We start from the raw sequence: 27,000 nt of genomic DNA on the forward strand, positions 1-27,000 counted from the left end.
GTGAGGCGGGGCGATCATGCCCCGGCGATGCTTATGTTGTCAGCGAGGCGTTTCGCCTTGAGGCTTAGCCTACGTCCGTGCGACCGCGCCGGTCTTTGCGCAGGGAGGCGTAGAGCACATGGGTCCGCCAGCGGCCATCGATTTGCAGATAGCTCTGCGCGACGCCCTCGTATTTGAAGCCCGCCTTTTCGAGCAGGCCGCGGGAGGCTTGGTTTTCTGGCAGGCAGGCGGCCTCGATGCGCGACAGGTCGAGCCGGGTGAAGGCCTGATGCACCGTCGCTTCGATCGCCTCGCGCATGTAGCCTTGGCGGGCGAAGGGCTCACCCGTCCAATAGCCCAAGGTGCCGGATTGGGCCGGCCCGCGACGGATGTTGTCGAGGGTGATCGCACCGACAAGGTTTTGATCGCTGCGCCGGATCAGGAAGAGCGGCATGGCGTTGCCCGAGGAGACCGAGCGCTGCGCCCAGTAGACACGGTTTGTAAAAGCCTTGCGGGTCAAATGATCCTCGGCCCATGTCGGCTCCCACGGGCGCAGGTAGTCGTTGCTGGCGCGGCGCAGGGCCGCCCAGGCGCGGAAATCGGCATGGATCGGCGGGCGCAGGGTCAGCCGTTCCGTTTCAATCCGCAGTTTGCGTCGCCCCAGCATCAGGCGGCGCGTCTGTTGTGAAGGTCGTCCAGCGTCGGGGCGGCATCGACCGGACCGTAGAGCGCGAGGGCCGCAGGGGCTTGCGTGGCCATGCGTTCGGCGAAATCACGCACGTCGCCGGTGGTCACCGCGTCGATCTGGGCGACGGTTTCTTCCAGCGGCGGCACGCGGTCCCAAATCTGGATGAGCCGCGCCAGACGTTCGGCACGGTTGGAGGGGCTTTCCAGCCCCATGAGTAGCCCGGCTTTCATCTGCGCCCGGGCGCGGGCGACTTCGGCGGGCGACATGTCGGAGGCGGCGCGCTTCATCTCGTCGATGGTGATATTGGCCAGTTCGGGAAGCTGCTCGGCGCTGGTGCCAGCGTAGATCGTGGTCATGCCGGTGTCGGCATAGGCGCCTGCTTGGGCGAAGATCGTGTAGCAGAGGCCGCGGTTCTCGCGGATTTCTTGGAACAGGCGCGACGACATGCCACCGCCCAAGGCGGAGGCGTAGATTTGCGCGATGTAGATGTCGTCGGAGCGGTACCCGGGGCTTTCAAAGCCAAGCGCGAAATGGGCCTGTTCCAGCTGTTTGACCTGTCGATATTCGCCGCCGCCGAAACGGGCGCTGTCGATCTGGTAGAGTGTCTTGGCGGGCATGTCGCCAAAGAGGCTTTCGGCGAGTTTGACGATTTTGTCGTGGTCCACCGCACCGGCAGCCGAAAGGATCATCTGCTCGGGCCCGTAGTGATCGGCGATGAAACGTTGCAGGTCGTCGCGCGAGAAGGCCGAGACCCGCTCGCTCGGCCCAAGGATCGTGCGACCGATGGGCTGATCCGGGTAGGCCTGCTCTTGTAGCCAGTCGAAAATCACATCGTCGGGCGTGTCGAGCGCTTGGCCGATCTCTTGCAGGATCACGCCGCGTTCGACTTCGACTTCCGAAGGGTCCAGCACCGGGTTGCGCAGGATGTCGGCGATCACGTCGAGGCCGAGCGCCACATCGTTTTCCAGCACGCGGGCATAATAGGCGGTGACTTCGCGCGAGGTATAGGCGTTGATATAGCCGCCCACATCCTCAATCGCCTCGGCGATTTGCAGCGAAGAACGGGTCGCCGTGCCTTTGAACGCCATATGTTCGAGGAAATGCGCGATGCCGTTTTGCTGCGGGGTCTCGTGGCGCGCGCCTGCGTTGACCCAGACGCCGATGGCGGAGGAGGCAAGCCCCTCCATATGTTCGGTAACGATGCGAAAGCCGTTGGGCAATGTAGTCTGTTGAAGGCTCACGCGGAGAGGTTTCCTTTGATATGCGCTTTGAGCGCGTCGAGGTCGTTAGGCAGCCGGGTGAAACGTTCTTCCCGGTCGAAAAGGTCCGCCATGCGGGGCGGCAAGGCAGGGCGAATGCCGGTTGCGGCTTCCACCGCGTCGGGGAATTTTGCCGGATGGGCGGTGGCGAGGGTGACCATCGGCGTGGCCGGATCGCGCAGATCATCCGCGACTTTCACGCCGACAGCGGAGTGCGGGCAAAGCAGCTCACCCGTGGTCCGGCGACGGTCAGCGATGGTGGCGGTGGTTTCCTCTTCGGAGACGCGGCCCGAGCGGTAGATGTCTTGCAGCGCTTGCATCGCCCCTTGGGAGACGTCGAAACCGCCCTGCCCCAACTCGTCCATCAACTGCGCCACGGCACCGGCATCGCGATCATAGGCATCAAAGAGGGCGCGTTCGAAGTTCGAGGAGACCTGAATGTCCATCGAGGGGCTGATTGAGGGGGTCACGCTCCCCTTGTGATAGCCTTGACCCGAGAGGCAGCGGTGCAGGATGTCGTTCTGGTTCGTGGCAACGACCAGATCGGCGATGGGCAGGCCCATGCGCTTGGCGATATAGCCTGCGAAAATGTCGCCGAAATTGCCGGTGGGCACGGTGAAGCTGATCTCACGCAGGGGCGCGCCAAGGCTCGTAGCGGCGGTGAAGTAATAGACCACCTGCGCCAGCACCCGGCCCCAGTTGATCGAGTTTACGCCCGCCAGCCGCACGGAATCGCGGAAGTCGAAATCGTTGAACATGTCCTTAAGGCGCGCTTGGCAATCGTCGAAATCACCGTCGATGGCCAACGCGTGCACGTTGGATTCCGCGGGCGTGGTCATCTGGCGGCGCTGCACGTCAGACACGCGGCCATGAGGGTAGAGGATGAAGACATCGACATTGTCGAGCCCTTTGAAGGCTTCGATCGCGGCGGAGCCGGTGTCACCCGAGGTGGCGCCCACGATGGTCACCCGCTCGCCCTTGCGGCCCAAGGCGGCCTGGAACATCTGGCCGATGAGCTGCATGGCGAAATCTTTGAACGCCAGTGTCGGCCCGTGGAACAGCTCAAGCAGGAAGTGGTTCGGGGCGAGTTGCACCATGGGCGCACGGGCGGCATGGCCGAAACCCTCATAGGCGCGGGCGATGATGGCGCGGAATTCTTCATCCGTAAAAGTGTCACCGATAAAGGGGCGCATAACGGTGAAGGCCACCTCTTCGTAGCTTTGGCCCTGCATGGCCGCGATCTGTTCCGCGCTCAGCGTCGGGATCGTTTCGGGGACGTAGAGGCCGCCGTCACGGGCAAGGCCGGTCAGCATTGCCTCTTCGAAGGACAGAACAGGGGCGGAGCCACGGGTAGAGATATAGCGCATAGGGTCAGTCGACTTTCGGCGTTGCAGGGGCGCGGCGGCGGCGCAGGAAAAGGACGGTCATCGCCAGCCAGATGGCGGCGAGGGAAAACCAGGTGATCGCATATTGCAAGTGATCGTTGGGGATGCGGGCGGTATCGACGGGCAGCGGGGTGATCTTTGGGTCCGGCCCGGCGCCTTCGCGCATGACGATCAAAAGCGGTTCGGTGTCGAGGGTTTCGGCCATGACCTCAACATCGCGGGCGAACCAGATGTTGCGATCCGTGTCGGCCTCCGGTGTGAAACTGTCGACCTCCTGAGGCCATTGCAGGTTGCCGGTCAGAGTGGCGGTGCCTGCGGGGGCGATGGCGTCTTTGTTCGATGTGGCGGTAAAGCCGAGGTCGATGAGCACGCGCCGCCCGCCTTCCAGCGCCATAGGCGCGATGACGCGGTAGCCCGCCCCTTTCTGCTTTTGGCTGACCAGTACATGCAGCGCCTGCCCCCCGATCTCTCCGCTGACGGTGACGGGCAGATAGGCGTCGGCTTCCGGGTCAGGATCGGCGGGCAAGGCGACGGGCGTGGCGGCGATGCGGTTGTTGATGTCGGCGATGATCGCCTCTTTCCATGCCAGCCGCTGCACCTGCCAGACCCCGAGTGCGACGAGGATGGCTGCCCCGCCAAGGCCGACGATGATGAAGAACAGGCTGCGCCGCATTCGAATCTCTCTGGCTGAAACGACAAACGCGCGAAGAGGGCTTCGCGCGTTTGGGTTTTACGGGTGTGGGGCGCGGATGCAACCCCGCCCTATGGTCAGGGCTGGCCCCACATGTAGACGGCGAAGAAGAGGAACAGCCAGACCACGTCAACGAAGTGCCAGTACCACGCCGCCGCCTCGAAGCCGACATGGCGTTCGGGGGTAAAGTGGCCACGCATGGCGCGCAGCAGGCAGACGAAGAGGAAGATCGTGCCGATAATCACATGGAAACCGTGGAAGCCGGTCGCCATGAAGAAGCTGGAGAAATACATGTCGCCGCCGAATGTCCAATCGTCATGGACCAGCAGTTCGTAGTATTCGTAAGCCTGCAGCGCTGTGAAGAGCACGCCGAGGATCACCGCGATGGTCAGGCCCGAGATCAGGTCTTTGCGGTTGTTCTCATGCGCCAGCGCGTGGTGCGCCCATGTCACGGCGCAGCCCGACAGCAGCAGGACCAGCGTGTTGATCAGCGGCAGGTGGAAAGCGTCGACCGCGTGAATCTCGGGCTGGACGTATTCCGTGCCGACATATTCGTACATCGGGTAAAGGGCCTGTTTGAAGAAGGACCAGAACCACGCGACGAAGAACATCACTTCGGACATGATGAAGAGGATGAAGCCATAGCGCAAGCCGATCCGCACCACGCCGGTGTGATCGCCCACTTCGCTTTCCGAGACGACTTCGGCCCACCAGCCGAACATGACATAGAGGGTGGCGACCAGACCGCCCAAGAAGACGAAGGGCGTCATCCCGTGCATCCACAGGACAGCGCCCGCCAGCATGACAAATCCGCCTACCGACCCCAGCAGCGGCCAGGTCGAGGGGGGGAGAATATGGTAGTCGTGGTTTTTTGCATGGGCCATGGTTGCGGGTCCCTCACCTTTGTTCAATCAGGTCGTTAATTGGTTGTTGTGACGCTGTCCTGATCAAGGGCGGCATAGCCCTCGGGCAGGTCAATTTCGTAGAATGTATAGGACAGAGTGATGGTATGTACAAACTTCCCATCACGGTCTTCGACCATTTCCGGGTCGACGAAAAAGCTTACCGGCATCTGCACGCGCTCGCCTGGGGCCAGCACCTGTTCGGTAAAGCAAAAGCAGTCGATCTTCTCGAAGAAGGCCCCGGCGGTATACGGGGTGACGTTATAGCTCGCCTGCCCCGCTACCGGTTTGTCGGTCGGGTTGTACGCCTCGTAGAAGGCCAACCCGGTCTCGCCGATGCGGATCTCCATTTCGCGGACCACGGGCTTGAATTCCCACGGCATACCGTCGTTCAGGGAGCCGTCGAAACGGACCTTGACCGTCTTATCCAGCACGTCGGCGCTGGCGGCAGAGACCTGCCCCGGCGTGCCGCCAAAGCCGGTGACGCGGCAGAACCAGTCGTAAAACGGTACCGACGCCCAAGCGAGGCCGCCCATAAGCACCACCACGCCGACGGTTTGCATCACTGTTTTCTGAGGACCGGAAAGCGCCATTACTGTGTCACCTCACGTTGCTCCGGGGGGAGTTCGAAATCGGTCTGGGTGATCTTGACGTAGGTCAACGCCATAATCAGCACCACGAAGGCACCCAGCATCAGGCCCACGCCGATGTTGCGGCCGCGGCGGCGATTGTGAAGCTCATGCTCTGGTCGGATGCCCATTACCAGCCCCCCAAGCCAAAGGTGCGCAGAGCCGCTTCGCCCAAGATCGCGCCGAAGTGCAAAAAGAGATAGGCCAGCGACAGGCGGAAGAACTTGCGCTCTTCGGCATAGTCGTCACCCTCGGCCATCACCTCATCCCGCTTCCAGATACGGTAGGCCCCCAGCAGGAAGGCGGCGTTCAGCACCAGCGCCACGGCGAAATAGAAGATGCCGCCGATGGCCGTGAAGGCCGTGCCAATGGCCAGAGCGGCCAGAAGGACGGTGTAGACGAGGATATGCAGCCGCGTGGCCGGGCGGCCATGGGTCACGGTCAGCATCGGCACCTTCGCGTCGTCGTAATCCGAGCGCATGAAGAGCGCCAGCGCCCAGAAATGCGGCGGTGTCCACATGAAGATCAGAGCGAACATCAGCCATGCCTCAACCGAGAAGCTGCCCGTGGCCGCGACCCAGCCGATCACCGGCGGGAAGGCCCCCGCGGCACCGCCGATGACGATGTTCTGCGGCGTCAGACGCTTGAGCCACATGGTGTAGAAGACGGCGTAGAATAGGATGGTAAAGAGCAACATCCCGCCCGCCAGCAGGTTGGTCGCCAGCGCCAGCATCATCACCGACAGGCCCGAGAGCGCCACGCCAAGCGTCAGCGCCTCTCCGGGTTGGACCCGGCCCGAGGGGATCGGACGCCCGCGCGTGCGGCGCATCACCGCGTCGATATCGGCGTCCCACCACATGTTCAGCGCGCCCGAGGCACCGCCGCCGATGGCGATGAACAGGATCGCGCAAAAGCCGATGACGGGATTGACCGAAACCGGCGCGGCCAACAGCCCCACGAAGGCCGTGAAGACGACCAACGACATGACGCGCGGCTTCAGCAGGGCGAAGTAATCCCCCAGCTGCGCGTCGTATTCACTTGTTGGCGTATTGGTGATGTCAGTCATCCCGAACCTTCCAAGGGTAAACACGGGGCACGGGCCTGCGCCCTGCCCCGTGGCACTGGCTTACTTAGAGGCGACGGTCAGCGGCTGTTCGATGCCGGCATATTCCGCCTTGGCGTTGCCAAGCCATTCCGCATAGGCCTCTTCCGAAACCACTTTGACGGTGATCGGCATATAGGCGTGCGCCTGACCGCAAAGCTCGGAACACTGGCCGTAGTAGACGCCTTCCTGCTCGGCGGTGAACCACAATTCGGCCAGACGACCCGGCACGCCATCCTGTTTCACGCCGAAGGCGGGGATGGTCCAAGAGTGGATCACGTCGCTGGCGGTGACCTGCACGACGATGGTCTTGCCGACGGGGATGACGACCGAAGTGTCGGTGGCCAGCAGGAAGTCATCGCGGCTGTAGCCTTCGTCTTCGAGCTTGGCGACCATCGCGTCATTCAGCACGAAGGGTGTCACGTCCTCATCGCCATCGCCCAGCGTGGCCGGAGCGCCGATCATGTAGCTGTCAAAGGCGATCTCTTCGTCGACGTATTCATAGGTCCAGTACCACTGGTTGCCGATGGCCTTGATCGTGATGTCCGCTTCGGGGATTTCCTGCTGACGGAACAGGATCGGCAGCGAATAGGCACCGATCAGCACAAGGATGAGAATCGGCCCGATCGTCCAGGCGATTTCGATCGGGGTGTGGTGGGTAAAGGACGAGGGGTTCGGGTTCCGCTTTTTGTTGTAGCGGATCATGACCCAGATGATCAGGCCGGTCACGAAGACGGTGATCGCGGCGATGATCACCAGAATCAGGTGATCCAAATCATGGATATCCCGCGCCAATTCGGTAACGGCGGGTTGAAAGCCTGTCTCGCCGTCAACAGGTCTGCCGATGACATCAAGCCCGTCAATGCGCAGGCTGTCCTGTGCCAATGCAGGCAGGGCGGCAAGGCTGGTCAAAAGACCGGAAAGGGGGAGTAGATGTTTCATATGTCGTCCTGATCTTGTGACCATTAAGAAGCCGATAAGCACCCCAAACCGCGGCTGCGATCCGGTGCCGTTGTAATCCTGGGTGCTTACAATCATATTCTGCCTACAAGATAAAGTCACATGCTTGCGTCATAGAGCCGCGCGAGACAGTTTTGTGACAGCAAGCAAGGATACCCCCGATGAGCCGCGCGCATTTCACCCCCTTCGAGGCCGATCTGGACCGAGAAACCGCTCTGAGCGTGCTGCGCGAGGCCGTGGCCGGTGCCGATGACGGCGAATTATTCCTCGAACGGCGCCGCTCTGAGGCGCTGGTTTTCGACGACGGACGCCTCAAAACCGCCAGCTATGATGCCGCCGAGGGCTTTGGCCTGCGCGCCGTGCGCGGTGAGGTGGCAGGCTACGCCCATTCGACCGAGCTGAGCGAGGCCGCCCTGCGCCGCGCGGCGGAAACGGCGCGGCTGGCGGTGGGCGATGGCGGCGGCACTTGGGCGGATGCGCCTCAGGCCAGCAACACGCGTCTCTATACGGACGAAGACCCGATCGCGGGCCACGCCTTCCCGGTGAAGGTCGATACCCTGCGCGAGATCGACGCCTATGCTCGAAGCCTCGATTCCCGTGTGGTTCAGGTGAGCGCCACGATTGCCGCAAGCATTCAGGAGGTCGAGATTCTTCGCCCCGAAGGGCATTCGGTGCGCGACGTGCGCCCCATGACGCGGGTCAATGTCTCGGTCATCGTCGAGCAGGATGGCCGCCGCGAAAGCGGCGGTGTCGGCGGCGGCGGGCGGATCGGGCTGGACGGCATGCTGGCCCCCGAAGATTGGCAGGCGAAGGTCCGCGAAGCCCTGCGCATCGCTTGCGTGAACCTCAAAGCCGTCCCTGCCCCGGCGGGCGTGATGGACGTGGTGCTTGGCCCCGGCTGGCCGGGCATCCTGCTGCACGAAGCCATCGGCCACGGGCTTGAGGGCGATTTCAACCGCAAGGGCTCCAGCGCCTTCGCCGGGCTGATGGGCCAACAGATCGCAGCCAAGGGCGTGACCGTGCTGGATGACGGCACGATCCCCGACCGGCGCGGCTCGATCTCTGTCGATGACGAGGGCACCCCCTCGGCGCGCAATGTGCTGATCGAAGATGGTAAGCTGGTCGGCTATATGCAGGACCGTCAGAATGGGCGGCTGATGGGCAGCGCCTCAACGGGCAACGGGAGGCGGCAATCCTATGCGCATATCCCGATGCCGCGCATGACCAACACCTATATGCTGGGCGGCGAGGCGGCACCGGGCGATATCGTGGCTGATCTCAAGGACGGGATCTATGCCGTGGGCTTCGGCGGCGGGCAGGTCGATATCACCAATGGTAAATTCGTCTTCTCCTGCACCGAGGCCTACCGCGTGCAGAACGGCAAGATCGGCGCGCCGGTCAAAGGAGCGACCTTGATCGGCGATGGGGCTACGGCCTTGCAAAAGATCCGCGCCATCGGCAATGACCCGACGCTCGACCCCGGCATGGGCAACTGCGGCAAGCAGGGGCAGTGGGTGCCGGTGGGTGTCGGACAGCCCACTTTGATGATCGGCGGGCTGACCGTCGGCGGCGCTGCGACCTGACAGCACGCTGGGGTTGAATTAAATACGCGGGGAAATGTTCATAGGTTGTTAAGCACTAAATCCTATACCTGATTCTGCAACGGACGGAGTTTCGGGATGACTGACAAGGACCTACATCCTTCTTCCACTCACCCCCCACTCCCACCCACCCAGGAAGATGAACAGTTTGCCCGGCTTCGTCTGTTGCGCTCTCGCCGCGTGGGTATTTCGACCTATCGGCGCCTGCTGGATGAACATGGCTCTGCCCAAGAGGCGCTGAAGGCGCTGCCGGAAGTCGCGCGTGCCGCCGGGATATCAGACTACCGCATCTGCCCCGAAGGGGTGGTTCAGGCGGAACTCAACGCCGCCCGCCGCGCCGGGGCGCGGCTACTGGTTGAGGGAGAGGCGCCCTACCCGCGCCTGCTCAGCGACCTTCCCGATGCGCCGCCCTTCCTATGGCTGATCGGCGACCCGGCATTGTTGGGCCGACCGATGATCTCCCTCGTGGGCGCGCGAAACGCCTCTTCGCTTGGGCTGCGCATGGCCCGCAGCCTCGCCGCCGAATTGGGGGAAGCTGGCTTTGTCGTCGTCTCCGGCCTAGCCCGGGGGATCGACGCGGCGGCGCATGAGGCCGCATTGCCCCGCGGCACCATCGCCGTGCAGGCGGGCGGGGTCGACATTATATACCCTAATGAGAACACTGCGCTGGCCCGTCAAATTGCCGCGCAGGGGCTGCGGCTGTCAGAGCAACCGATGGGGCTACAACCGATGGCCCGGCATTTCCCCCGCCGCAATCGCATCATCTCGGGCCTGAGCCGTGCAACGGTGGTGGTTGAGGCGGCGGCCCGCTCAGGCAGTTTGATCACCGCCCGAGATGCGTTGGATCAGGGCCGCGACGTGCTTGCGGTCCCCGGCCATCCGATGGACGCCCGCGCGGCAGGCTGCAACATGCTAATCCGCGACGGCGCGGTGCTGGTGCGCTCTGCCGCGGATGTGTTGGAGGTTTTGCCGGATGAGAAAACTCAGCCCCCGCCACCCCGCAGCAAGCCCCCCGCGGCCCCGCGCCCGGAAACGCCGCCGCGAAACCAAAGCCCTGTCGCTAAGCTCCATGCACAGATCCTCTCTCGTCTCGGCCATGCGCCGGTTGCGGAGGATCAATTGATCCGCGACTTGCAAGTGCCCAGCAGCGATGTCGCCCCCGCGCTCCTCGATCTTGAGATGGAGGGGGAAATTCAACGCCAACCCGGCGGGCTGCTCAGCCGCTCTGCCTGACGCCGCGAAGGAGCGCGGCCCGGTCAAAGCGCCGCGAAACCGGGGACCAACCGCGCGGCACTTGGTCGGGCCGAGCAAGCCTCGAATGCCGAGGGTCGATGCCGCCGAAACGGCACATCCGGCCTGCGAAACCGCTGCGCCGCAAACCCGTGTTACGCAGCAGCTGCATTGACAAACACCCCTGCAATCCCACATGAGACAGCGCAAAGCCGCCCCCGTTTTTGATCTAAGGTGCCTGTATTTATGCCCGTCGTCGTCGTCGAATCCCCAGCCAAGGCCAAAACGATCAACAAATATCTGGGCGACGATTACACCGTTCTCGCCTCTTACGGTCACGTCCGTGACCTGCCGCCGAAAGATGGCTCGGTAGATACCGACGCCGATTTCGACATGAAATGGGAGGTCGCCAGCGACAGCAAGAAACACGTCAAGGCCATCGCCGATGCGCTGGCCCAAGACAACGCATTGATCCTCGCGACTGACCCCGACCGCGAAGGTGAGGCGATCAGCTGGCACCTGCAAGAGGCGCTGACCAAGCGCAAATCGATCAAGAAAGACACGCCCGTCAGCCGCGTGGTCTTTAACCAGATCACCCAGAAGGCGGTGACCGAGGCGATGCAGAACCCGCGTCAGGTCGACATGCCGCTGGTTGAGGCCTACCTCGCCCGCCGCGCGCTGGACTATCTGGTGGGGTTCAACCTCTCCCCCGTGCTCTGGCGCAAGCTGCCGGGCGCCAAGTCTGCGGGCCGCGTGCAATCCGTCACCCTGCGCCTCATCGTCGAGCGCGAGATGGAGATCGAGGCGTTTCGCGCCCGTGAGTATTGGTCGGTAAAGGCGCTGCTCGCCACCCCGCGCGGTCAGGAGTTCGAAGCCCGTCTCGTCTCGCTCGCCGGCAAGAAGCTGGAGCGGTTCGATCTCGCAGACGCCACGCAGGCCGAAATGGCGGTGCAGGCGATCACCAGCCGCGCGTTGAAGGTGATGAATGTCGAGGCGAAACCGGCCAGCCGCAACCCCTCGGCCCCCTTCATGACATCGACCCTGCAGCAGGAGGCGAGCCGCAAATTCTCCATGGGTGCGCGCCAGACCATGTCGACCGCGCAGCGCCTCTATGAGGCCGGGCACATCACCTACATGCGGACCGACGGTATCGACATGGCGCCCGAGGCCGTCTCGATGGCGCGCGACGCGATCAAGGATCGGTTTGGCGCCGATTACGTGCCGAAAGAGCCGCGCATTTACAAGAATAAGGCCAAGAACGCGCAGGAAGCCCACGAATGTATCCGCCCGACGGATATGACCAAGGACGCCAAGGCGCTGAAGCTCGACGCCGATCAGGCGAAACTCTATGACCTGATCTGGAAACGCACCCTCGCCTGCCAGATGGAAAGCGCCCGGCTGGAGCGCACCACCGTCGAGATCGGCAGCGACGACGCGCAGGTCGGGTTGCGCGCCAATGGTCAGGTCGTGCTATTCGACGGTTTCCTGCGGGTCTACGAAGAAGGCCGCGACGATGTCGTCGACGAGGACGACAAACGCCTGCCCCAGATCAGCCAAGGCGACGCGATGGACAAGCGCAGCGTCACGCCCGAGCAACATTTCACCCAGCCCCCGCCGCGCTACACCGAGGCGACGCTGGTCAAGAAGATGGAAGAGCTCGGCATCGGCCGCCCCTCGACCTATGCCAGCATCGTCACCACGATTCAGGACCGCGAATATGTTCGCAAGGATGGCAACCGCCTGATCCCCGAGGACAAGGGCCGTCTGGTGACCGCCTTTCTTGAGAATTATTTCCGCCGCTACATCGGCTATGACTTCACCGCCGATCTGGAGGATCAACTCGACAAGGTCAGCGCCGGGGATGCCGCCTATAAAGAAGTGCTGCGCCTCTTCTGGCGCGATTTCTCGGCCGCCATTGCCGAGACATCCGAGCTGCGCATCACCGAGGTGCTGGAAAAGATCAACGAGGTGCTGGAGCCGCATCTCTTCCCGCCCACCGAAGACGGCAGCGACCCGCGGCTTTGCCCCAATTGCGAGATTGGCCGCCTGTCGATGCGCACCGCGCGCTCGGGCGGTGCCTTCATCGGCTGTTCGAACTACCCCGAATGCCGCTATACCCGCCCCTTCGGCCCACCAGACCCGGAGGCCGAAGCCTCCGCCATTCCGCCCGACGGCAAGCTGCTGGGTGAGGATCAGGGCGACGAAATTCGCGTTTTCAAGGGTCGCTTCGGGCCTTACGTCCAGCGCGGCCCGGTGACGGAAGAGAACAAGAAACCCCCGCGCCAGTCGATCCCCAAGGATTGGGTGCCCGAGGATCTGACGCTGGAACAGGGCGTGATGCTCCTGTCGCTCCCGCGTGAGATCGGCCCCCACCCCGAGGATGGCGTCATGGTCTGGGCCAACATCGGGCGCTATGGGCCTTACATCAAGCACGCCGAAAGCACCTCGCATCGGGGCGGCACCAATGCCAATCTCGAAGGTATCGATGAGGTTTGGACCGTCGGCATGAACCGCGCGGCGCAGTTGTTGGCCGAGAAAGTCGCCAGCCGCGGTGGCCGGGGCAAGGCCGCGAAACCGATCCGTGAGATGGGCGAGCACCCGGATATGGGCGGCGCGGTCAACGTCATGGAAGGCAAATACGGACCTTATGTGAAATGGGAAAAGGTCAACGCCACGATCCCCAAGGAGATCGAACCGGCAGACCTGACCATGGAGCGCGCGGTGGAGTTGATCGAAGAGAAGCTTGCCAAATCCCCCGCCAAACGCAAAGCGGCGACAAAGAAGGCACCGGCCAAGAAGACGGCAGCCAAAAAGCCCGCGGCGAAAAAGACGTCCACCAAAAAGGCCCCGGCAAAGACGGCGACCAAGAAACCTGCGGCCAAGAAAACAACCGCGAAAAAAGCCGACGGCGCGTAAGCCGCGCCTAGGCACAGCAACCGCGCCGGGGGATCGGCGCGGTTCCGCCTGTGGCCTGCCTTTATATCCAGCATCATGAATATGTGATTTGCCATTCGCCTTCGATTTTCGGATCAGGGGCGGCGGCAAGACCACTATGAAAGGCAGATCAATGTCAGGCATGAAATTCACCCGGCGCGGGCTTATCGCCGCAAGCGGCGCGGCGCTGATGACGCCGCAGATCCTGCGCGCGCAGGAACCCGGCCAAGCGCCCCGCGAATATTCCGCCGAACCTCCGGTGTCGCGCAACACGTCGAGCTTTGCCACCCAGCGTTGGCGGGACCATTTCGACAGCCTTGGCAAAGGCGCGATCGTGGCCGACACCACCAGCCGAGCGCTGCATTACTGGAGCGCGGACGGTCAGACCTATAAGGTCTACCCCACCTCCGTGCCCGCCACCGAAGAGCTGACCAAACGCGGCTATACCGAAATCGTGCGCAAGAAAGTCGGCCCCGATTGGACGCCCACCGCCTCGATGATGGAGCGTTTCCCGCATTACAAATACATGCCACCGGGCCCAGACAATCCGCTCGGCACCCACGCGATGTATCTTAGCTGGCCTGCCTATATCATCCACGGCACCCATGACACGCGCAAGATCGGGCGGCGGTCCTCGGACGGTTGCATCGGGCTTTATAACGAGAAGATCGAAGAACTTTTCGGCCTCTGCCCCGTGGGCACGCAGGTGCGCATCATCTGACCTTCCGGGCGGCCTTTCCTGCGTAGCACCACGTAATTGACACTGCCCCGACGCAGGGTCACATATGGCGCAGCGAAACTGTAGGGAGGTCGCCCGTGAACAAAATCTATGGATCCGCCGCCGAAGCGCTGGAAGGCGTTCTGTCGGATGGCATGCTGATCGCCGCCGGGGGCTTTGGCCTTTGCGGCATTCCGGAATTGCTGTTGCAGGCGATCAAGGAAAACGGGGCCAAAGACCTCACCTTTGCGTCGAACAATGCGGGCGTCGATGACTTCGGCATCGGCATTCTGCTGCAATCGCGGCAGGTGAAAAAGATGATCTCCTCCTATGTGGGGGAGAATGCCGAATTCATGCGCCAGTATCTGTCGGGCGAACTGGAATTGGAATTCAACCCCCAGGGCACCTTGGCCGAGCGCATGCGCGCTGGCGGTGCGGGCATTCCCGGCTTCTACACCAAGACCGGCGTCGGCACCCAGATCGCCGAGGGCAAGGAAGTGAAGCAGTTCCACGGTGAGGATTACATCCTCGAAGAAGGCATCTTTGCCGATCTGTCGATCGTGAAGGCATGGAAAGCCGACGACACCGGCAACCTCGTCTTCCGCAAGACCGCGCGCAACTTCAACCCGCCCGCGGCCATGTGCGGCAAGGTCTGCATCGTCGAGGTCGAAGAGATCGTCCCCCGCGGCAGCCTTGACCCCGACTACATTCACCTGCCGGGCATCTACGTGCATCGCATCATCCAAGGCGAGCACGAGAAACGCATCGAAAAGGTCACGACACGAAAGCGGGAGGAAGCCTAATGCCCTGGGATAGAGATCAGATGGCGGCGCGGGCCGCAGAGGAACTCGAAGACGGCATGTATGTGAACCTCGGCATCGGTATTCCGACGCTGGTGGCGAACTATGTCGGCGACAAGGACATCACCCTTCAGTCGGAAAACGGCATGTTGGGCATGGGCCCCTTCCCTTATGAGGGCGAGGAAGACCCCGACCTCATCAACGCCGGCAAGCAGACCATTACCGAGCTGAGCCGCACCGCCTATTTCGACAGCGCCATGTCTTTTGGCATGATCCGCGGCGGCAAGATCGCAGCGGCGATCCTCGGCGCGATGGAAGTGGCCGAGAACGGCGATCTGGCAAACTGGATGATCCCCGGCAAGCTGGTCAAGGGCATGGGCGGCGCGATGGACCTTGTCGCCGGTGTGCGCAAAGTGATCGTTGTGATGGACCACCAGAACAAAGCCGGTGAATCGAAGGTCTTGAAAGAATGCACCCTGCCGCTGACCGGCAAGGGTGTGGTCGACCGGATCATCACCAACCTCGGTGTGCTGGATGTGGTCGAAGGCGGGTTGAAAATCGTCGAATGCGCCGATGGCGTGACCGAGGATGAGCTGCGCGCGGCGACCCAAGCGACCATCGTTTAACTATGGCTCCCGGCGGCATCCGCCGGGGGCATGCCCGTCGCGATCAGTTCATCGCGGCAAAAACACAGCCATCGCTGATCAGCTCTGGCGGTGTCAGGCAAAGCCCCTGCGCCACTTGAAACGCCGCCAGCACCTTGGGCACATAGTCGCGCGTCTCAGCAAAAGGCGGCACGCCCGCATGTTTCCGCACCGACCCCTCCCCCGCGTTATAGCCCGCCAGCACGAGAATCGGATCGCGGTCGAACTCCCCCATCAGCCAGTCGAGGTATTTGACCCCGCCTGAGATATTCTCGGCCGCGACCATACTGTCGCGCACGCCAAAACGGGCGGCGGTATCGGGCATCAGTTGCATCAGGCCAGCCGCCCCCGCCCGGCTCACCGCATCGGCCCGGCCTGCTGATTCCACGCTGATCACCGCCAACACGAGCGCCGGAGAGACCTTGGTGCCCACGGTGGCGCGCAAGATGTCCACCCCATTGCTGCGCGCGATATCTTGCATATGTTGCAGGCGCGGTGCGGGCACTTTGCCGCCCGAAAGCGCCGCCATCGCGGGGGCCAATCGCCCTGCCCCGCTCCGCTCAGCCGCGGGAGAGATTTTATCCCAGAACCAATCGAACTGCCCGGCGTTCAAAGGCGCGATCGCGCCGCTCGGGGTCGCGGCGACCGCGGGGCCTGTGTCCACCTCCGCCGCTACCGCGGCGCGGGCCGCCGAATCGATTTGCACGGTGATGCGTTTGGCCCCCTTCTTGGGCGGGCCGACCCGTTTGGCCGAGAACTCAGGGAACGGTTTCGGCCCTTCTGCCATAGCGGCAGGGGCCATGAGGGCCGTGACCAGCGAGAATGCCAATATGCGATACATGCCTGCTCTACCTTGCGTCTGACGCGCCTTTGCGCGGCAATATCACACGAATCGTGGAATCGGGCCAGCGTTTGAGGCGGGGATCATGGCAATTTCGCCGCAATTGCGGTGTTCGACGGTGGGGAAGCGCAGACGGAAGGCCCAATACGGGAATTAAAACGCCATTAAACAGAGGGTTAACATGTTTCCGCAAGAAAAACGCGGACAGTCTGGAAAAGGCACGTTTGCTGCCAAATTCGCGCCCCAATCTGACGGCTATATAGGGTCATACCAAGTCGGACAGCCTCAAATGAGAGAACGAGGCACACCGGACGGCGAGGTTAATACCTTTTACTCACTGATCCTTGGAGGGACATGACATGATGAACTTTATCAAAAACTTCCGCAAAGACGAAGACGGTGCCGTGACAGTTGACTGGGTCGTTCTGACGGCTGCGATCGTTGGCTTGGCGGCTGTGGCCTACGGTTCAATTTCGGACGGGGTAGATGGCCTTAGCGAAGGCATTGCGACAGATCTGCGAAGCCATAGCACTAATAGCACTAATAGCACAACCCCGTAACCTTGTAGCCGCACCCTCACATTAAAACAGTTGTGTAGCGGGGCCGTTTGTCAACCACGAATGGCCCCGCCTAGACATTATCAAAATTTGGCGTGAAACTCACGGAGGTGAACTTGGTCAATACGTTAAAAACGTTCTGCCGGTCGGAAAAAGGTGCCATTACCGTAGATTGGGTCGTTTTGACTGCGTTAATCGTCGGGCTTACGGGAACTGTTGTTGTTTCCATCCACAATGGATCGGCAAGTGTGGGTGAACACACAGGCGAACGTATCAGCAGTCACCCAGTTGGTGGGTAAGCTCCAAGACCATAGCAAGCTAACTTTGCACTGCAAAGGCCCATAAAGACGCTGCGGCCTAACCTTTTAGCTTCGAACGAACACCACTTCTCTGGCGGGCAGCAATTAACCCGCCCAACCCAGCATGAGGTAAAACTAATGCGAGCCGTATTCGGATTGGTTCTTTTGGTAGGTGTCGCACTTGCCGGCGGGGCCGTTTATCTGGCGAAAGACCGGATTTCACAGTATCAAGCCGCCAACGCGCAGGCCCAAGCCGCGCTGGCGCAGGTCGTGCCAACGAAGACCGTTTGGGTGGCCGACAAGCCCTTGAAATACGGGCAGCCCCTCACCCGCGAGGACGTTCGTGCGGTGAAATGGCCAGAGAATGCCATTCCCGAGGGCAGTTTCGTCGAAGAAATCGCCCTTTTCCCGGAGAACACCAAAGAACAACGCATCGTGCTGCGCAACATCGAGAAAGATGAAGCGATCATGGCCGTAAAGGTGACCGAGCCGGGCGAAGATTCCGGTCTCACCTCCCGTTTGGCCCGCGGCACGCGTGCCTTTACCATCAAAGTCGACGTCTCTAGCGGCGTTTCGGGCTTCCTGCGCCCCGGGGACCGGGTTGACGTCTATTGGACGGGCCGCGTGAACGTGGGCAACCAATCCAGCAACGGCGATGTGACCAAACTGATCGAGTCTGGCGTACAACTGATCGCCATCGACCAGAGCGCCGATGCGCTGGTGATGGAAGAAGCCTCGATCGCCAAGACAGTGACGGTGGCCGTGAAGCCGCAACAGGTGGCCGCCCTTGCCCAGGCGCAATCGACCGGCAAACTCTCCCTCGCTCTCGTCGGCACGAATGACGACACCGTGGCCGAAGCCATCGAAGTCGACCAACGCTCGCTTCTGGGAATCGAGGCACAAGAGACCATCGCCGAAGTTACCAAAGAGAAGGTTTGCACGATCCGCACCCGCCGTGGGGCCGAGGTGGTCGAACTGCCGATCCCCTGCACAAACTGACCTGAAAACAACCTCTTGCTAAGTTAATGAAGGCGCCGCACTCCCATGCGGCGTCTTTCATTTTTGCAGCTATGTTGCGCATAGCCCACATGCACAGCGCCCGCGAAGAGCTTGATTCTTGCAATAAATTTGGAATTGCCGCAGAGTGTTGCCAAACGAGGGCGAAAAGACCCATCCCGAGGCGTGATCAAAAAGGCAGGTCACATGAAAATCGATAGATTTCTGAAAGCGGCCCTGCTGGGGCTGACACTGGGCGCAATGCCGATGGCATTGACCCTGCCCAGTTCAGCTGGCGCCGATACGCTGCGCGTTGTCAAACGCGGCACTAATTCCAGCCTCGACGTCCCGATGAACCGCGCCGTGGTGGTGGAAAGCGACATTCCCTTCGCGGAACTCAGCATCGCCAACCCCGGCATCGCGGATATTTCCTCTCTGTCTGACCGCACGATCTATGTGTTGGGCAAATCGCCGGGGCTGACCACGCTCACGCTGCTCGACGCGGCGGGACAGCTGATCACCAATGTCGATGTCCGCGTCGCGGCGGATGTCTCTGAATTCAAAGAACGGCTGCGTCAAATCCTGCCGGGTGAGAAGATCGAAGTGCGCACCGCCAATGACGGTATCGTGCTGTCGGGCATTGTCTCTTCCACACAGCGGCTGCAACGCGCGCTCGATCTGGCCGAACGCTACGCTCCCGAACGGGTCAGCAACCTGATGAGCGTGGGCGGCATCCAGCAGGTCATGATGAAGGTCCGTTTTGCCGAGATGCAGCGCAACGTGTCGAAATCGCTCGGCTCTTCGCTGGCAATCAACGGCGGCTCCGATTTCAGCGCGGGCACCGGCAGCACCAATACGTCAGGCGGGGTCGCGACCTCGCTTGGTGGGTCGATCCCGTCGGCAAACCAGAACGCGGGCGCGGTGCTTTTCGGTTTCAACGCAGGCTCTACCCAGGTGGGCATCCTGTTGGAAGCATTGGAAGAAAAAGGCGTCGTCCGGTTCTTGGCAGAGCCGAACCTCGTGGCGCTTTCGGGGCAAGAGGCTAAGTTCCTCGCCGGGGGCGAGTACCCGATCCCAGTCGCCCAAACCAGTGATACGGTATCGGTGGAGTTCAAACCCTTCGGCGTAGAACTCGCCTTTATCCCGCGCGTCGTGGACAAGGATATCATCAACCTTGAGATGAACGCCGCCGTTTCGGCCATCGACGCAAGCAACAGCATTTCATTGGGCAACGGCATCGAGATATCCGCCTTCACCCGGCGCGAAACCTCGACCACGGTCGAGATGCGTGACGGCGAAAGCTTTGCCATCGCGGGCCTTTTGACCGACGACTTCACCGACAGCACGCGGCAACTGCCGTGGATTGGCGATGTGCCAGTGCTGGGCGCGCTGTTCCGTTCGGCGGATTACCAGCGCAGCCAGACCGAGTTGGTCATCATCGTCACCGCCCATCTGGTCACCCCGACCCGAGGCGAAGCGCTGGCTCTGCCCACGGACCGCATCAAGCCGCCCTCTGAGAAAGACCTGTTCCTGCACGGGCGCACGGCGGATGGCACCCGCACCCCCAGCCGGGGCGCTGCGGGCGAAGTGGCCAAGCAGGACTTCCGCGGTTCCTACGGTTATGTACTGGATTGATCCGATGACACGCAGACATATCACGTTGATCGCGGGCACCGCGGCCCTTGCCGGGCTCGCCGCCTGCGCGCCCAGCAACGATCCGGTCTATACGCAGTTCTACCGCGAGGCGGGGTCGATCGTCGACACGGGCCAATTCGGCAATGCCACGCTGCACAACCGCCAAGTCATGACCGGCGAAAAGCGTGTGACCTTTGATCTGGCGAACCGTTTCTCGAACGAAGTCCGCTCGACCGTCACCTTCGCCTTCAACTCGGCCCGTCTGGACGCGAATGCGAAAGCCATTCTGCGCCAGCAAGCCAGCTGGATTCGCCAATTCCCCGAGATTCGCTTCCGCGTCTATGGTCACACCGATCTGGTCGGCTCGCAGGCCTATAACCGCGCCTTGGGGCTGCGCCGGGCGCAGGCCGTGGTGCGCTATCTCTCGACCTTGGGAATCAGCCCCAGCCGTTTGGAAGCCGTTGTTTCCTTTGGCGAAACGCAGCCGCTGATCGTGACCCAGGGCCGCGAGCGCCGCAACCGGCGCACGGTGACCGAGGTCAGCGGCTTCGTCCACGGCCACCCGATGCTGCTGGACGGCAAATATGCGCAGATCATCTACCGCGAATATGTAGCCAGCGCCGTGCCCGCCTCTCAGCTAAGCTCCGGTGCCACCGAAGCAGGTGGCGGCGGCGGGGAGTAAGGGTAAGCCCTTCTTTCGCATATAAAATATCCCCCCGCGCCTTCGGGCCGCGGGGGTTTTCGTCTCTGAAAAGCCATGTCCAATCGGGCGCGAATGGACGTATCGTTTCAAGATACCCAACAATAGAGGCTTTTTGGCCCCAATCTCGCCCCAGTTTGGGGTGATATTCGACGCAGAAGGATAAATGTGCCCGGCTCAAGCGCCGCGCATAAGGCAGAGGTTAGAGCGTTCGCGGCGACAGAATATCGCCGCCCTCCGGCCAAACCGTTGATGTAAAGGACAAAAGGTCATGAGCAGCACTATGCCACAACCCGAAGCAGCGCCGATCGTTGCCTGCACAATCAGCCGTGATGTACAGAACTTCGACCTCTTGATCGAAGATATGGAAGCCACTTTGGGCGAAAGCTGGGGCGATCTGGGATTCGCCGAGGCGCTGGCATTCTTCAGCCAACCCGAAGCCGAGGCGATGGAATTCGTCGCCCTCGCCATGGATGAGACCGACGAGGACAACCTCGTTTTGATGAGCGAAATCATCACACAGGCCAAGGCGCGCGACATCCGGGTGATCCTGATCGCCGAAGACATGACCCCCGCCGCGTTGCATTCGCTGCTGCGGAAGGGGGCGGATGAGTTCGTCCCCTATCCGCTGCCCGAAGGCGAATTGGCACAGGCCATCGCCCGCGTCCGCGCCGGAGAGAACGCCCCCCCTGCCCCCGCAGCCGACAGCAGTGCGCCGCAGTTGAAGGCCGGTGCGCAAAAGGATGGCGCACTGATCGTCGTGCATGGTTTGGCTGGCGGCACCGGGGCCACGACCCTTGCCGTGAACCTAGCTTGGGAACTGGCGAATGCCGACAAGAAAAACCCGCCCTCGGTCTGCCTGCTGGATTTCGACCTGCAATATGGCTCGGTCGCGACCTTCCTTGATCTGCAACGCCGCGAGGCAGTCTATGAGATGATGTCCGACACGGAATCCATGGACGAAGAGATCTTTGGCCAAGCGCTGCAAACCTTTGAAGACAAGCTGCATGTGCTGACCGCCCCGGCAGAGATGCTGCCGCTCGATATCGTGACCAACGAAGATATCGACCGCATCCTCAACATGGCGCGCAACCAGTTCGACTATGTCATCGTCGATATGCCCTCGACGCTGGTTCAATGGTCCGAGACGGTGCTGACCAGCGCGCATGTCTACTTTGCCATGCTGGAACTCGACATGCGCTCGGCCCAGAACGCGCTGCGCTTCAAACGGGCACTGCAGTCTGAGGAACTGCCCTTTGAAAAGCTGCGCTATGTGATGAACCGCGCGCCGAAATTCACCGATCTCAGCGCCAAGAGCCGGGTCAAGCGCATGGCCGAATCGCTGAGCATTTCGATCGACGTGCAGATGCCCGATGGCGGCAAGGCGGTGACGCAGGCCAATGACCACGGGCTGCCGCTGGCCAATGCCGCGCCGAAAAGCCCACTACGCCGCGAAATCGCCAAACTGGCAAGCTCCATCCACGATCTCAAGGGCGAGCAGGCCAAAGCCGCCTGAGCCCCCTAGCGAAAGAGCGTACCGATGTTCTCGAAATACAAGAAACCAGCCTCTGCCACCCCGAAAGCCGCCGCCCCGGCGCCGGCGCGTGAGGCCAAGCCAGCCAAAGCCGCCCAGCCCGCCCCCGCGGCACCTGCGCCCGCACCGGCGGCCAAACCGGTTTCAATGCGCCGCGCGGTCAAACCCGCCGCCGCCTCCCCCGAGGACCGTGAGGTCAAGCGCAAGCAGCGGATGAGTGAGATCAAACTCGAATTGCACCGCGCGCTCTTGGACAACCTCAACCTCGCCGCGCTGGAACATGCCTCGGAAGCTGATTTGCGGCAGGAAATCAACGATATCGCCGTCGAGATCCTTTCGGAAAAGAGCATCGTGCTCAACCGCGAAGACCGCATGACGCTGAACTCCGAGCTTTATAACGAGGTCACCGGTCTTGGCCCCCTAGAGACGCTGCTGAAAGACGACAGCGTCAACGATATTCTGGTGAACGGCCCGCAGCAGATTTTCGTCGAACGCGACGGCAAGCTGCAATTGACCGACATCACCTTTAAAGACGAAAAGCACCTGCTGCGGATCATTGACAAGATCGTCTCGGCGGTGGGGCGTCGGGTGGATGAAAGCAACCCTTACGTTGACGCGCGTCTCAAGGATGGCTCGCGTTTCAACGCCATGGTGCCCCCGGTGGCCGTCGATGGCTCGCTCGTGTCCATTCGTAAGTTCAAGAAAGACAAGCTGGGCATCGACGATCTGGTGAACTTCGGCGCCTTCTCGGAAGAGATGGCCGCCTATTTGCAGGCCGCCGTGGCCACGCGTCTCAACATCATCGTGTCGGGCGGTACGGGCTCGGGTAAGACCACCACGCTCAACGCGCTGTCGTCTTTCATCGACAATGCCGAACGCATTCTGACCATCGAAGACACCGCCGAATTGCAACTGCAACAGACCCATGTGGGCCGGATGGAAAGCCGCCCGCCCAACGTCGAAGGCAAGGGCGAGGTCTCCCCCCGCGACTGTCTGAAAAACGCCCTTCGGATGCGCCCCGACCGCATCATCGTCGGCGAGACGCGCGGCGAAGAGGTCATCGACATGTTGCAGGCGATGAACACCGGCCACGACGGTTCCATGACCACGATTCACGCCAACTCGGCCCGCGATGGCATCAGCCGTCTGGAAAACATGATTGCCATGGCCGGGATCGAAATGCCGCTCAAGGCGATGCGCAGCCAGATCTCCTCGGCTGTGAACCTGATCGTGCAGGCCAGCCGCTTGCAAGACGGCTCACGCCGGATGACCTCGATCACCGAGATCACGGGCATGGAGGGCGAGGTCATCTCGATGCAAGAGATCTTCCGCTTCCAGCGCGTCGGCCTGACGCCCGAGAACAAGATCATCGGCCATTTCACCGCCACCGGCGTGCGTAGCCACTTCTCTGAGCGGTTCCGCATGTGGGGCTATGACCTGCCCGCCTCTATCTACGAACCCGTGGCGGCCCAGTAAGGATTGATGCAATGAGTGCCGAACCAATCATCTATGGTCTGATCTTCATCGGCGTTCTGGTGCTGGTCGAGGGGCTGTACCTTGTCGCATTCGGCAAATCCATTAGCCTCAACAGCCGCGTGAACCGCCGCCTTGAGATGCTGGAGAAAGGCGCCCGCCGCGAAGAGGTGCTCGATAAGCTGCGCAAGGAAATGCAGCAGCATATGAACGCCAAGTCGATCCCGCTCTACTCCCTGCTGTCAGAACGTGCGCAGAAAGCCGCGATTGCCTTCACGCCGCAGCAGTTGTTGATGATCATGGCCGGGTTGGCCGCCTTGGCCTTTCTGGGGCTGACCATCGGCACCGATACCTCCGTGTCGGTGCGCGCGCTGATGTCCATCGCCATGGGCGTGGGCGCGGTGTTCTTCTGGGTGTCGCATAAGGCCAGCAAACGCATGGCGATGATCGAAGAACAGCTTCCCGATGCGGTGGAGCTGATGGTGCGCAGCCTGCGGGTGGGGCACCCTTTCTCCAACGCGATTTCCATCGTGTCGAAGGAAATCCAAGACCCGCTCGCCTCGGAATTCGGCGTGATCGCCGATGAGGCCGCCTATGGCCGCGATCTGGGCGAGGCGCTGAAAGATATGGCCGAACGGCTCGACATGCAGGATTTGCGCTTTCTCGCCGTCGCCGTGACCATTCAGCAGCAATCGGGCGGCAACTTGGCCGAGATCCTTGCCGGTCTGGCCAAGGTGATCCGCGCCCGCTTCCGCCTGTTCCGCCGGGTCAAAGCCATCACGGCCGAGGCGAAATGGTCGGGCAAGTTCCTATCGGGCTTCCCGCTGGCCGCGCTGGTGGTGATCAACCTCGGCGATCCGCATTACTACGACGAGGTGCGCGATCACCCCTATTTCATTCCCGCCTGTTTCCTTGTGGGGATCTTCCTTGTGCTGAACCTTTTCGTGATGCGCATCCTTACCAATATCAAAGTCTGAGAGGCCGGTGATGGAATTTTTCAATCAGCTTAACGATCAGATCAACCAAGCCTTGGGGCCGATGGGGCTGATCATCATCATCGGCACTTTGGGCGTCGCCTTGGTGGCGATCACGCTGGTCTTGATGCTGCGCCAGCCCGAAGACCCGCTGACCAAGCTCAAGCGCACCAGTTCTGCCCCGACGGGGGACAGTTCGCGTGAAAAGCTGCGCCAATCGGATCAAAACGCGCAGTTGCAGAAATTCGCCAAGTTTCTTGAGCCTGAGGACGTGGCCGAACTCAGCGCCAAACAGTTGATGCTGCGCCAAGCGGGCTATCGTTCGCGCGATGCGGTGCGGCTTTATTACTTTGCCCAATTTGCCCTCGGGATGCTTGGGCTGGTCGGCGGCCTGGTCTATACCAATGTCTTGGGCGGCGGCGAAGGGCTGACAACGCAGCAGACCATGATGTGGGCCATCGGCCCCGGCGCCATTGGTTACTACCTGCCGAAATACTGGGTCCGCCGCCGGGTCGATTCCCGCAAAGAAGAGATCACCCGCGGCTTCCCCGACGCGCTGGATATGATGCTGGTCTGCGTCGAAGCCGGGCAATCGCTGGACCAATGCATCGTCCGCGTCGCCCGCGAGCTGCGCGCCTCCTACCGCGCCCTCTCCGAAGAGTTCGAGATGGTCGCTTATGAGATGAAAGCGGGTAAGGACAAGGTATCGGTGCTCAACGACATGGGCGAGCGTTGCGGCGTGCAGGATGTCTCCTCTTTCGTGACCGTGCTGATCCAATCGGCAGCCTTTGGTACCTCCATCGCCGACGCCCTGCGCGTCTATGCCGCCGAGATGCGCGACAAACGTGTGATGCGGGCCGAGGAAGCGGCAAACAAGTTGCCAACCAAGATGACCCTTGCCACTATGGGCCTTACCGTGCCGCCGCTGTTGATCATTCTGATCGGCCCCTCGGCGCATGGCATCTCGCAACTGGGTCAGATGGGGAATTAATGAAAAAGGAAATTCGGCGCAGCCTCCTCCGCGCCGTTTTCACCGGGCCGATCTTGGGCCTTGCTCTGGCCGCCTGTTCGACAGGCGGCTTTTCCGCGTTGCGCGGGGATCAGACACCCGAAAACCTCTATGCCCCCGGCGTGAACCAACGGGCCGAGGCTGTCGACGGGGTCGAAGTAGGGCACCGGCTGATTGCGGCGGGGCAATATGAACTGGCCATCAAATCCTTCAACCGCGCCGCGCTGGAGCATGGGCTGACCGGGGAAATCCTCTCGGCCCTCGGCAGCGCGAACCTTGGGCTTAGGCGTTTGGGACAGGCGGAAACCCTGCTGCGCCGCGCCGTTGAGAAAGACGCCGCCGAGCCGGAAGTCTGGAACAACCTTGGCGTCGTGCTGATGGAAAGCGGCCAGACCGCCGAGGCCGAGCAGATTTTCCGCAAAGCCTATGCGCTCGACAATGGCGAAAGTGACGCAATTCGGGACAATCTGCGCTTGGCGCTCGCAAAAACGGAAAAATCTGTTATAACAGAAGTCAATGAGGATAATTACAAATTGGTGCGGCGCGGCAGCGGGGACTACCTGATACGTCCGACACCATGACCCGGCAGAGCAGTAAGAGGACGCAAAATGCGCCATCCAATCATTCTGGCCGTCTGCATGGCAGGCGTCACCGCCCTTGCGGGCTGCGGTGAAAAAGACGCGAACGCCACCGTTGAACGGGCCTTCAAGGACGTCAACGTGGTGGATGAGACCAACCTCTCCGACGTGATGCTGACAGTGGCCGACCCGAATGAGGCGGTGAGCTATTTCGCGCGTTCGGTCAAGGAAAGCCCCGACCGGATCGACCACCAGCGCGGGCTCGCTACGTCACTGGTCCGCGCCAAACGCACGACCGAGGCCGTGAGCGAATGGGACAGGGTCACCAAGATGGAAGGCGCCACCCCCGAAGACAGCGTGCAATTGGCCGATGCGCTGATCCGCTCGGGCAACTGGGCGCGGGCCGAAACGGTGCTCAACAGCATCCCGCCCACCCACGAGACCTTTGCCCGCTACCGGCTTGAGGCCATGGTCGCCGACAGCAAGGAACAGTGGGACCGCGCCGACAGTTTTTACGAGATCGCCGTCGGCCTGACCACGACCCCCGCCGCCGTGATGAACAACTGGGGCTACTCCAAACTAACCCGCGGCGATTACCCCGAAGCCGAGCGTCTGTTTGGCGAGGCGATCCGTCAGGACAACACGCTTTTCACCGCCAAGAACAACCTGATCATGGCCCGCGCCGCGCAGCGCGACTACACCCTGCCCGTGATGCCGATGGAGCAATCTGAGCGCGCCCAGCTTTTGCACACGATGGCCCTCTCGGCGATCAAACGCGGCGATGTGGAGACCGGCAAGGGCCTGCTGCGCGAAGCGATCGACACGCACCCCCAGCATTTCGAAGCCGCCGTTCGCTCTCTGCGCGCATTGGAAAACGGCTGA

26 protein-coding genes are annotated in these 27,000 nt (G+C 61.8%); 16 read left to right on the forward strand and 10 right to left on the reverse strand.

Annotated features, from left to right (window positions below):
- Positions 1 to 64: 64 nt before the first annotated feature.
- From ACGYLI_RS02035 to coxB, 9 genes are all read right to left on the reverse strand, one after another.
- Positions 65 to 649 carry a GNAT family N-acetyltransferase gene (locus ACGYLI_RS02035; protein WP_067267819.1) on the reverse strand — a complete coding sequence of 195 codons (585 nt, stop codon included), beginning with the start codon at positions 647 to 649 and terminating at the stop codon, positions 65 to 67.
- Positions 646 to 1,908, reverse strand: a complete 1,263-nt coding sequence (locus ACGYLI_RS02040; RefSeq protein WP_271693184.1) for a pitrilysin family protein — start codon at positions 1,906 to 1,908, stop codon at positions 646 to 648. The genes ACGYLI_RS02035 and ACGYLI_RS02040 overlap by 4 nt, the downstream gene beginning before the upstream one ends.
- A complete protein-coding gene (gene thrC, locus ACGYLI_RS02045) occupies positions 1,905 to 3,293 on the reverse strand; it encodes a threonine synthase (protein WP_394416707.1) in 1,389 nt (462 codons plus the stop codon). Before thrC ends, ACGYLI_RS02040 begins: the two co-directional genes overlap by 4 nt.
- 4 nt (positions 3,294 to 3,297) lie before the next feature.
- Complete coding sequence (locus ACGYLI_RS02050; protein WP_394416709.1) at positions 3,298 to 3,984, reverse strand: SURF1 family protein; 687 nt, start codon at positions 3,982 to 3,984, stop codon at positions 3,298 to 3,300.
- Positions 3,985 to 4,079: 95 nt separating this feature from the next.
- On the reverse strand, positions 4,080 to 4,886 hold the full coding sequence (locus ACGYLI_RS02055) for a cytochrome c oxidase subunit 3 (RefSeq protein ID WP_394416711.1): 807 nt from the start codon (positions 4,884 to 4,886) through the stop codon (positions 4,080 to 4,082).
- 35 nt (positions 4,887 to 4,921) lie between these two features.
- On the reverse strand, positions 4,922 to 5,497 hold the full coding sequence (locus tag ACGYLI_RS02060; RefSeq protein WP_394416713.1) for a cytochrome c oxidase assembly protein: 576 nt from the start codon (positions 5,495 to 5,497) through the stop codon (positions 4,922 to 4,924).
- Positions 5,497 to 5,664 (reverse strand): cytochrome C oxidase assembly protein, encoded by a 168-nt coding sequence (locus tag ACGYLI_RS02065; protein WP_271688021.1) that lies wholly within the window; start codon positions 5,662 to 5,664, stop codon positions 5,497 to 5,499. Before ACGYLI_RS02065 ends, ACGYLI_RS02060 begins: the two co-directional genes overlap by 1 nt.
- Positions 5,664 to 6,599 (reverse strand): heme o synthase, encoded by a 936-nt coding sequence (gene cyoE / locus ACGYLI_RS02070; RefSeq protein WP_209219111.1) that lies wholly within the window; start codon positions 6,597 to 6,599, stop codon positions 5,664 to 5,666. Before cyoE ends, ACGYLI_RS02065 begins: the two co-directional genes overlap by 1 nt.
- 60 nt (positions 6,600 to 6,659) lie before the next feature.
- Positions 6,660 to 7,577, reverse strand: a complete 918-nt coding sequence (gene coxB, locus ACGYLI_RS02075) for a cytochrome c oxidase subunit II (RefSeq protein ID WP_276153844.1) — start codon at positions 7,575 to 7,577, stop codon at positions 6,660 to 6,662.
- Positions 7,578 to 7,756: 179 nt separating this feature from the next.
- Here coxB and tldD point away from each other — a divergent pair, with 179 nt between their 5' ends.
- The 6 genes from tldD (at position 7,757) to ACGYLI_RS02105 (ending at position 15,504) form a co-directional block, all read left to right on the forward strand.
- The gene (gene tldD, locus ACGYLI_RS02080; RefSeq protein WP_394416716.1) at positions 7,757 to 9,178 is read left to right on the forward strand and encodes a metalloprotease TldD; all 1,422 of its coding nucleotides are present in this window, start codon (positions 7,757 to 7,759) and stop codon (positions 9,176 to 9,178) included.
- A 96-nt stretch (positions 9,179 to 9,274) separates the two neighbouring features.
- Entirely contained in the window at positions 9,275 to 10,429 is a 1,155-nt protein-coding gene (dprA, locus tag ACGYLI_RS02085; protein WP_394416718.1) for a DNA-processing protein DprA, read from the forward strand.
- Between the two features lie 243 nt (positions 10,430 to 10,672).
- Positions 10,673 to 13,342 (forward strand): type I DNA topoisomerase, encoded by a 2,670-nt coding sequence (topA, locus tag ACGYLI_RS02090; RefSeq protein WP_394417129.1) that lies wholly within the window; start codon positions 10,673 to 10,675, stop codon positions 13,340 to 13,342.
- Between the two features lie 151 nt (positions 13,343 to 13,493).
- Complete coding sequence (locus tag ACGYLI_RS02095) at positions 13,494 to 14,081, forward strand: L,D-transpeptidase (protein ID WP_394416720.1); 588 nt, start codon at positions 13,494 to 13,496, stop codon at positions 14,079 to 14,081.
- A gap of 95 nt (positions 14,082 to 14,176) precedes the next feature.
- Positions 14,177 to 14,881 carry a CoA transferase subunit A gene (locus ACGYLI_RS02100; protein ID WP_394416722.1) on the forward strand — a complete coding sequence of 235 codons (705 nt, stop codon included), beginning with the start codon at positions 14,177 to 14,179 and terminating at the stop codon, positions 14,879 to 14,881.
- A complete protein-coding gene (locus tag ACGYLI_RS02105) occupies positions 14,881 to 15,504 on the forward strand; it encodes a CoA transferase subunit B (RefSeq protein ID WP_394416724.1) in 624 nt (207 codons plus the stop codon). The genes ACGYLI_RS02100 and ACGYLI_RS02105 overlap by 1 nt, the downstream gene beginning before the upstream one ends.
- A 43-nt stretch (positions 15,505 to 15,547) precedes the next feature.
- Here ACGYLI_RS02105 and ACGYLI_RS02110 read toward each other — a convergent pair whose 3' ends face one another.
- A complete protein-coding gene (locus ACGYLI_RS02110) occupies positions 15,548 to 16,363 on the reverse strand; it encodes a lytic transglycosylase domain-containing protein (protein WP_394416726.1) in 816 nt (271 codons plus the stop codon).
- A gap of 359 nt (positions 16,364 to 16,722) precedes the next feature.
- Here ACGYLI_RS02110 and ACGYLI_RS02115 point away from each other — a divergent pair, with 359 nt between their 5' ends.
- From ACGYLI_RS02115 to ACGYLI_RS02160, 10 genes are all read left to right on the forward strand, one after another.
- Positions 16,723 to 16,923: a Flp family type IVb pilin gene (locus tag ACGYLI_RS02115; RefSeq protein WP_394416728.1), complete on the forward strand. Its 201-nt coding sequence runs from the start codon at positions 16,723 to 16,725 to the stop codon at positions 16,921 to 16,923.
- A gap of 434 nt (positions 16,924 to 17,357) precedes the next feature.
- Positions 17,358 to 18,218, forward strand: coding sequence for a Flp pilus assembly protein CpaB (cpaB, locus tag ACGYLI_RS02120; protein WP_067267253.1), 861 nt, complete (start codon positions 17,358 to 17,360; stop codon positions 18,216 to 18,218).
- Positions 18,219 to 18,422: 204 nt separating this feature from the next.
- A complete protein-coding gene (locus ACGYLI_RS02125) occupies positions 18,423 to 19,850 on the forward strand; it encodes a type II and III secretion system protein family protein (RefSeq protein ID WP_067267251.1) in 1,428 nt (475 codons plus the stop codon).
- 4 nt (positions 19,851 to 19,854) lie between these two features.
- Complete coding sequence (locus ACGYLI_RS02130; RefSeq protein ID WP_394416730.1) at positions 19,855 to 20,532, forward strand: OmpA family protein; 678 nt, start codon at positions 19,855 to 19,857, stop codon at positions 20,530 to 20,532.
- A 289-nt stretch (positions 20,533 to 20,821) separates the two neighbouring features.
- The gene (locus tag ACGYLI_RS02135; RefSeq protein ID WP_394416732.1) at positions 20,822 to 22,066 is read left to right on the forward strand and encodes a CpaE family protein; all 1,245 of its coding nucleotides are present in this window, start codon (positions 20,822 to 20,824) and stop codon (positions 22,064 to 22,066) included.
- Positions 22,067 to 22,090: 24 nt separating this feature from the next.
- Positions 22,091 to 23,560: a CpaF family protein gene (locus tag ACGYLI_RS02140; RefSeq protein WP_394416734.1), complete on the forward strand. Its 1,470-nt coding sequence runs from the start codon at positions 22,091 to 22,093 to the stop codon at positions 23,558 to 23,560.
- An 11-nt stretch (positions 23,561 to 23,571) separates the two neighbouring features.
- On the forward strand, positions 23,572 to 24,534 hold the full coding sequence (locus tag ACGYLI_RS02145; protein ID WP_271693166.1) for a type II secretion system F family protein: 963 nt from the start codon (positions 23,572 to 23,574) through the stop codon (positions 24,532 to 24,534).
- Between the two features lie 10 nt (positions 24,535 to 24,544).
- Positions 24,545 to 25,522, forward strand: coding sequence for a type II secretion system F family protein (locus tag ACGYLI_RS02150; RefSeq protein ID WP_271688038.1), 978 nt, complete (start codon positions 24,545 to 24,547; stop codon positions 25,520 to 25,522).
- Entirely contained in the window at positions 25,522 to 26,121 is a 600-nt protein-coding gene (locus ACGYLI_RS02155; RefSeq protein WP_394416736.1) for a tetratricopeptide repeat protein, read from the forward strand. Before ACGYLI_RS02150 ends, ACGYLI_RS02155 begins: the two co-directional genes overlap by 1 nt.
- Positions 26,122 to 26,148: 27 nt before the next feature.
- Positions 26,149 to 27,000, forward strand: coding sequence for a tetratricopeptide repeat protein (locus ACGYLI_RS02160; RefSeq protein ID WP_394416738.1), 852 nt, complete (start codon positions 26,149 to 26,151; stop codon positions 26,998 to 27,000).

It is taken from the genome of Sulfitobacter sp. 1A13421 (assembly GCF_043557285.1).
Taxonomy (GTDB): Bacteria; Pseudomonadota; Alphaproteobacteria; order Rhodobacterales; family Rhodobacteraceae; genus Sulfitobacter; species Sulfitobacter faviae.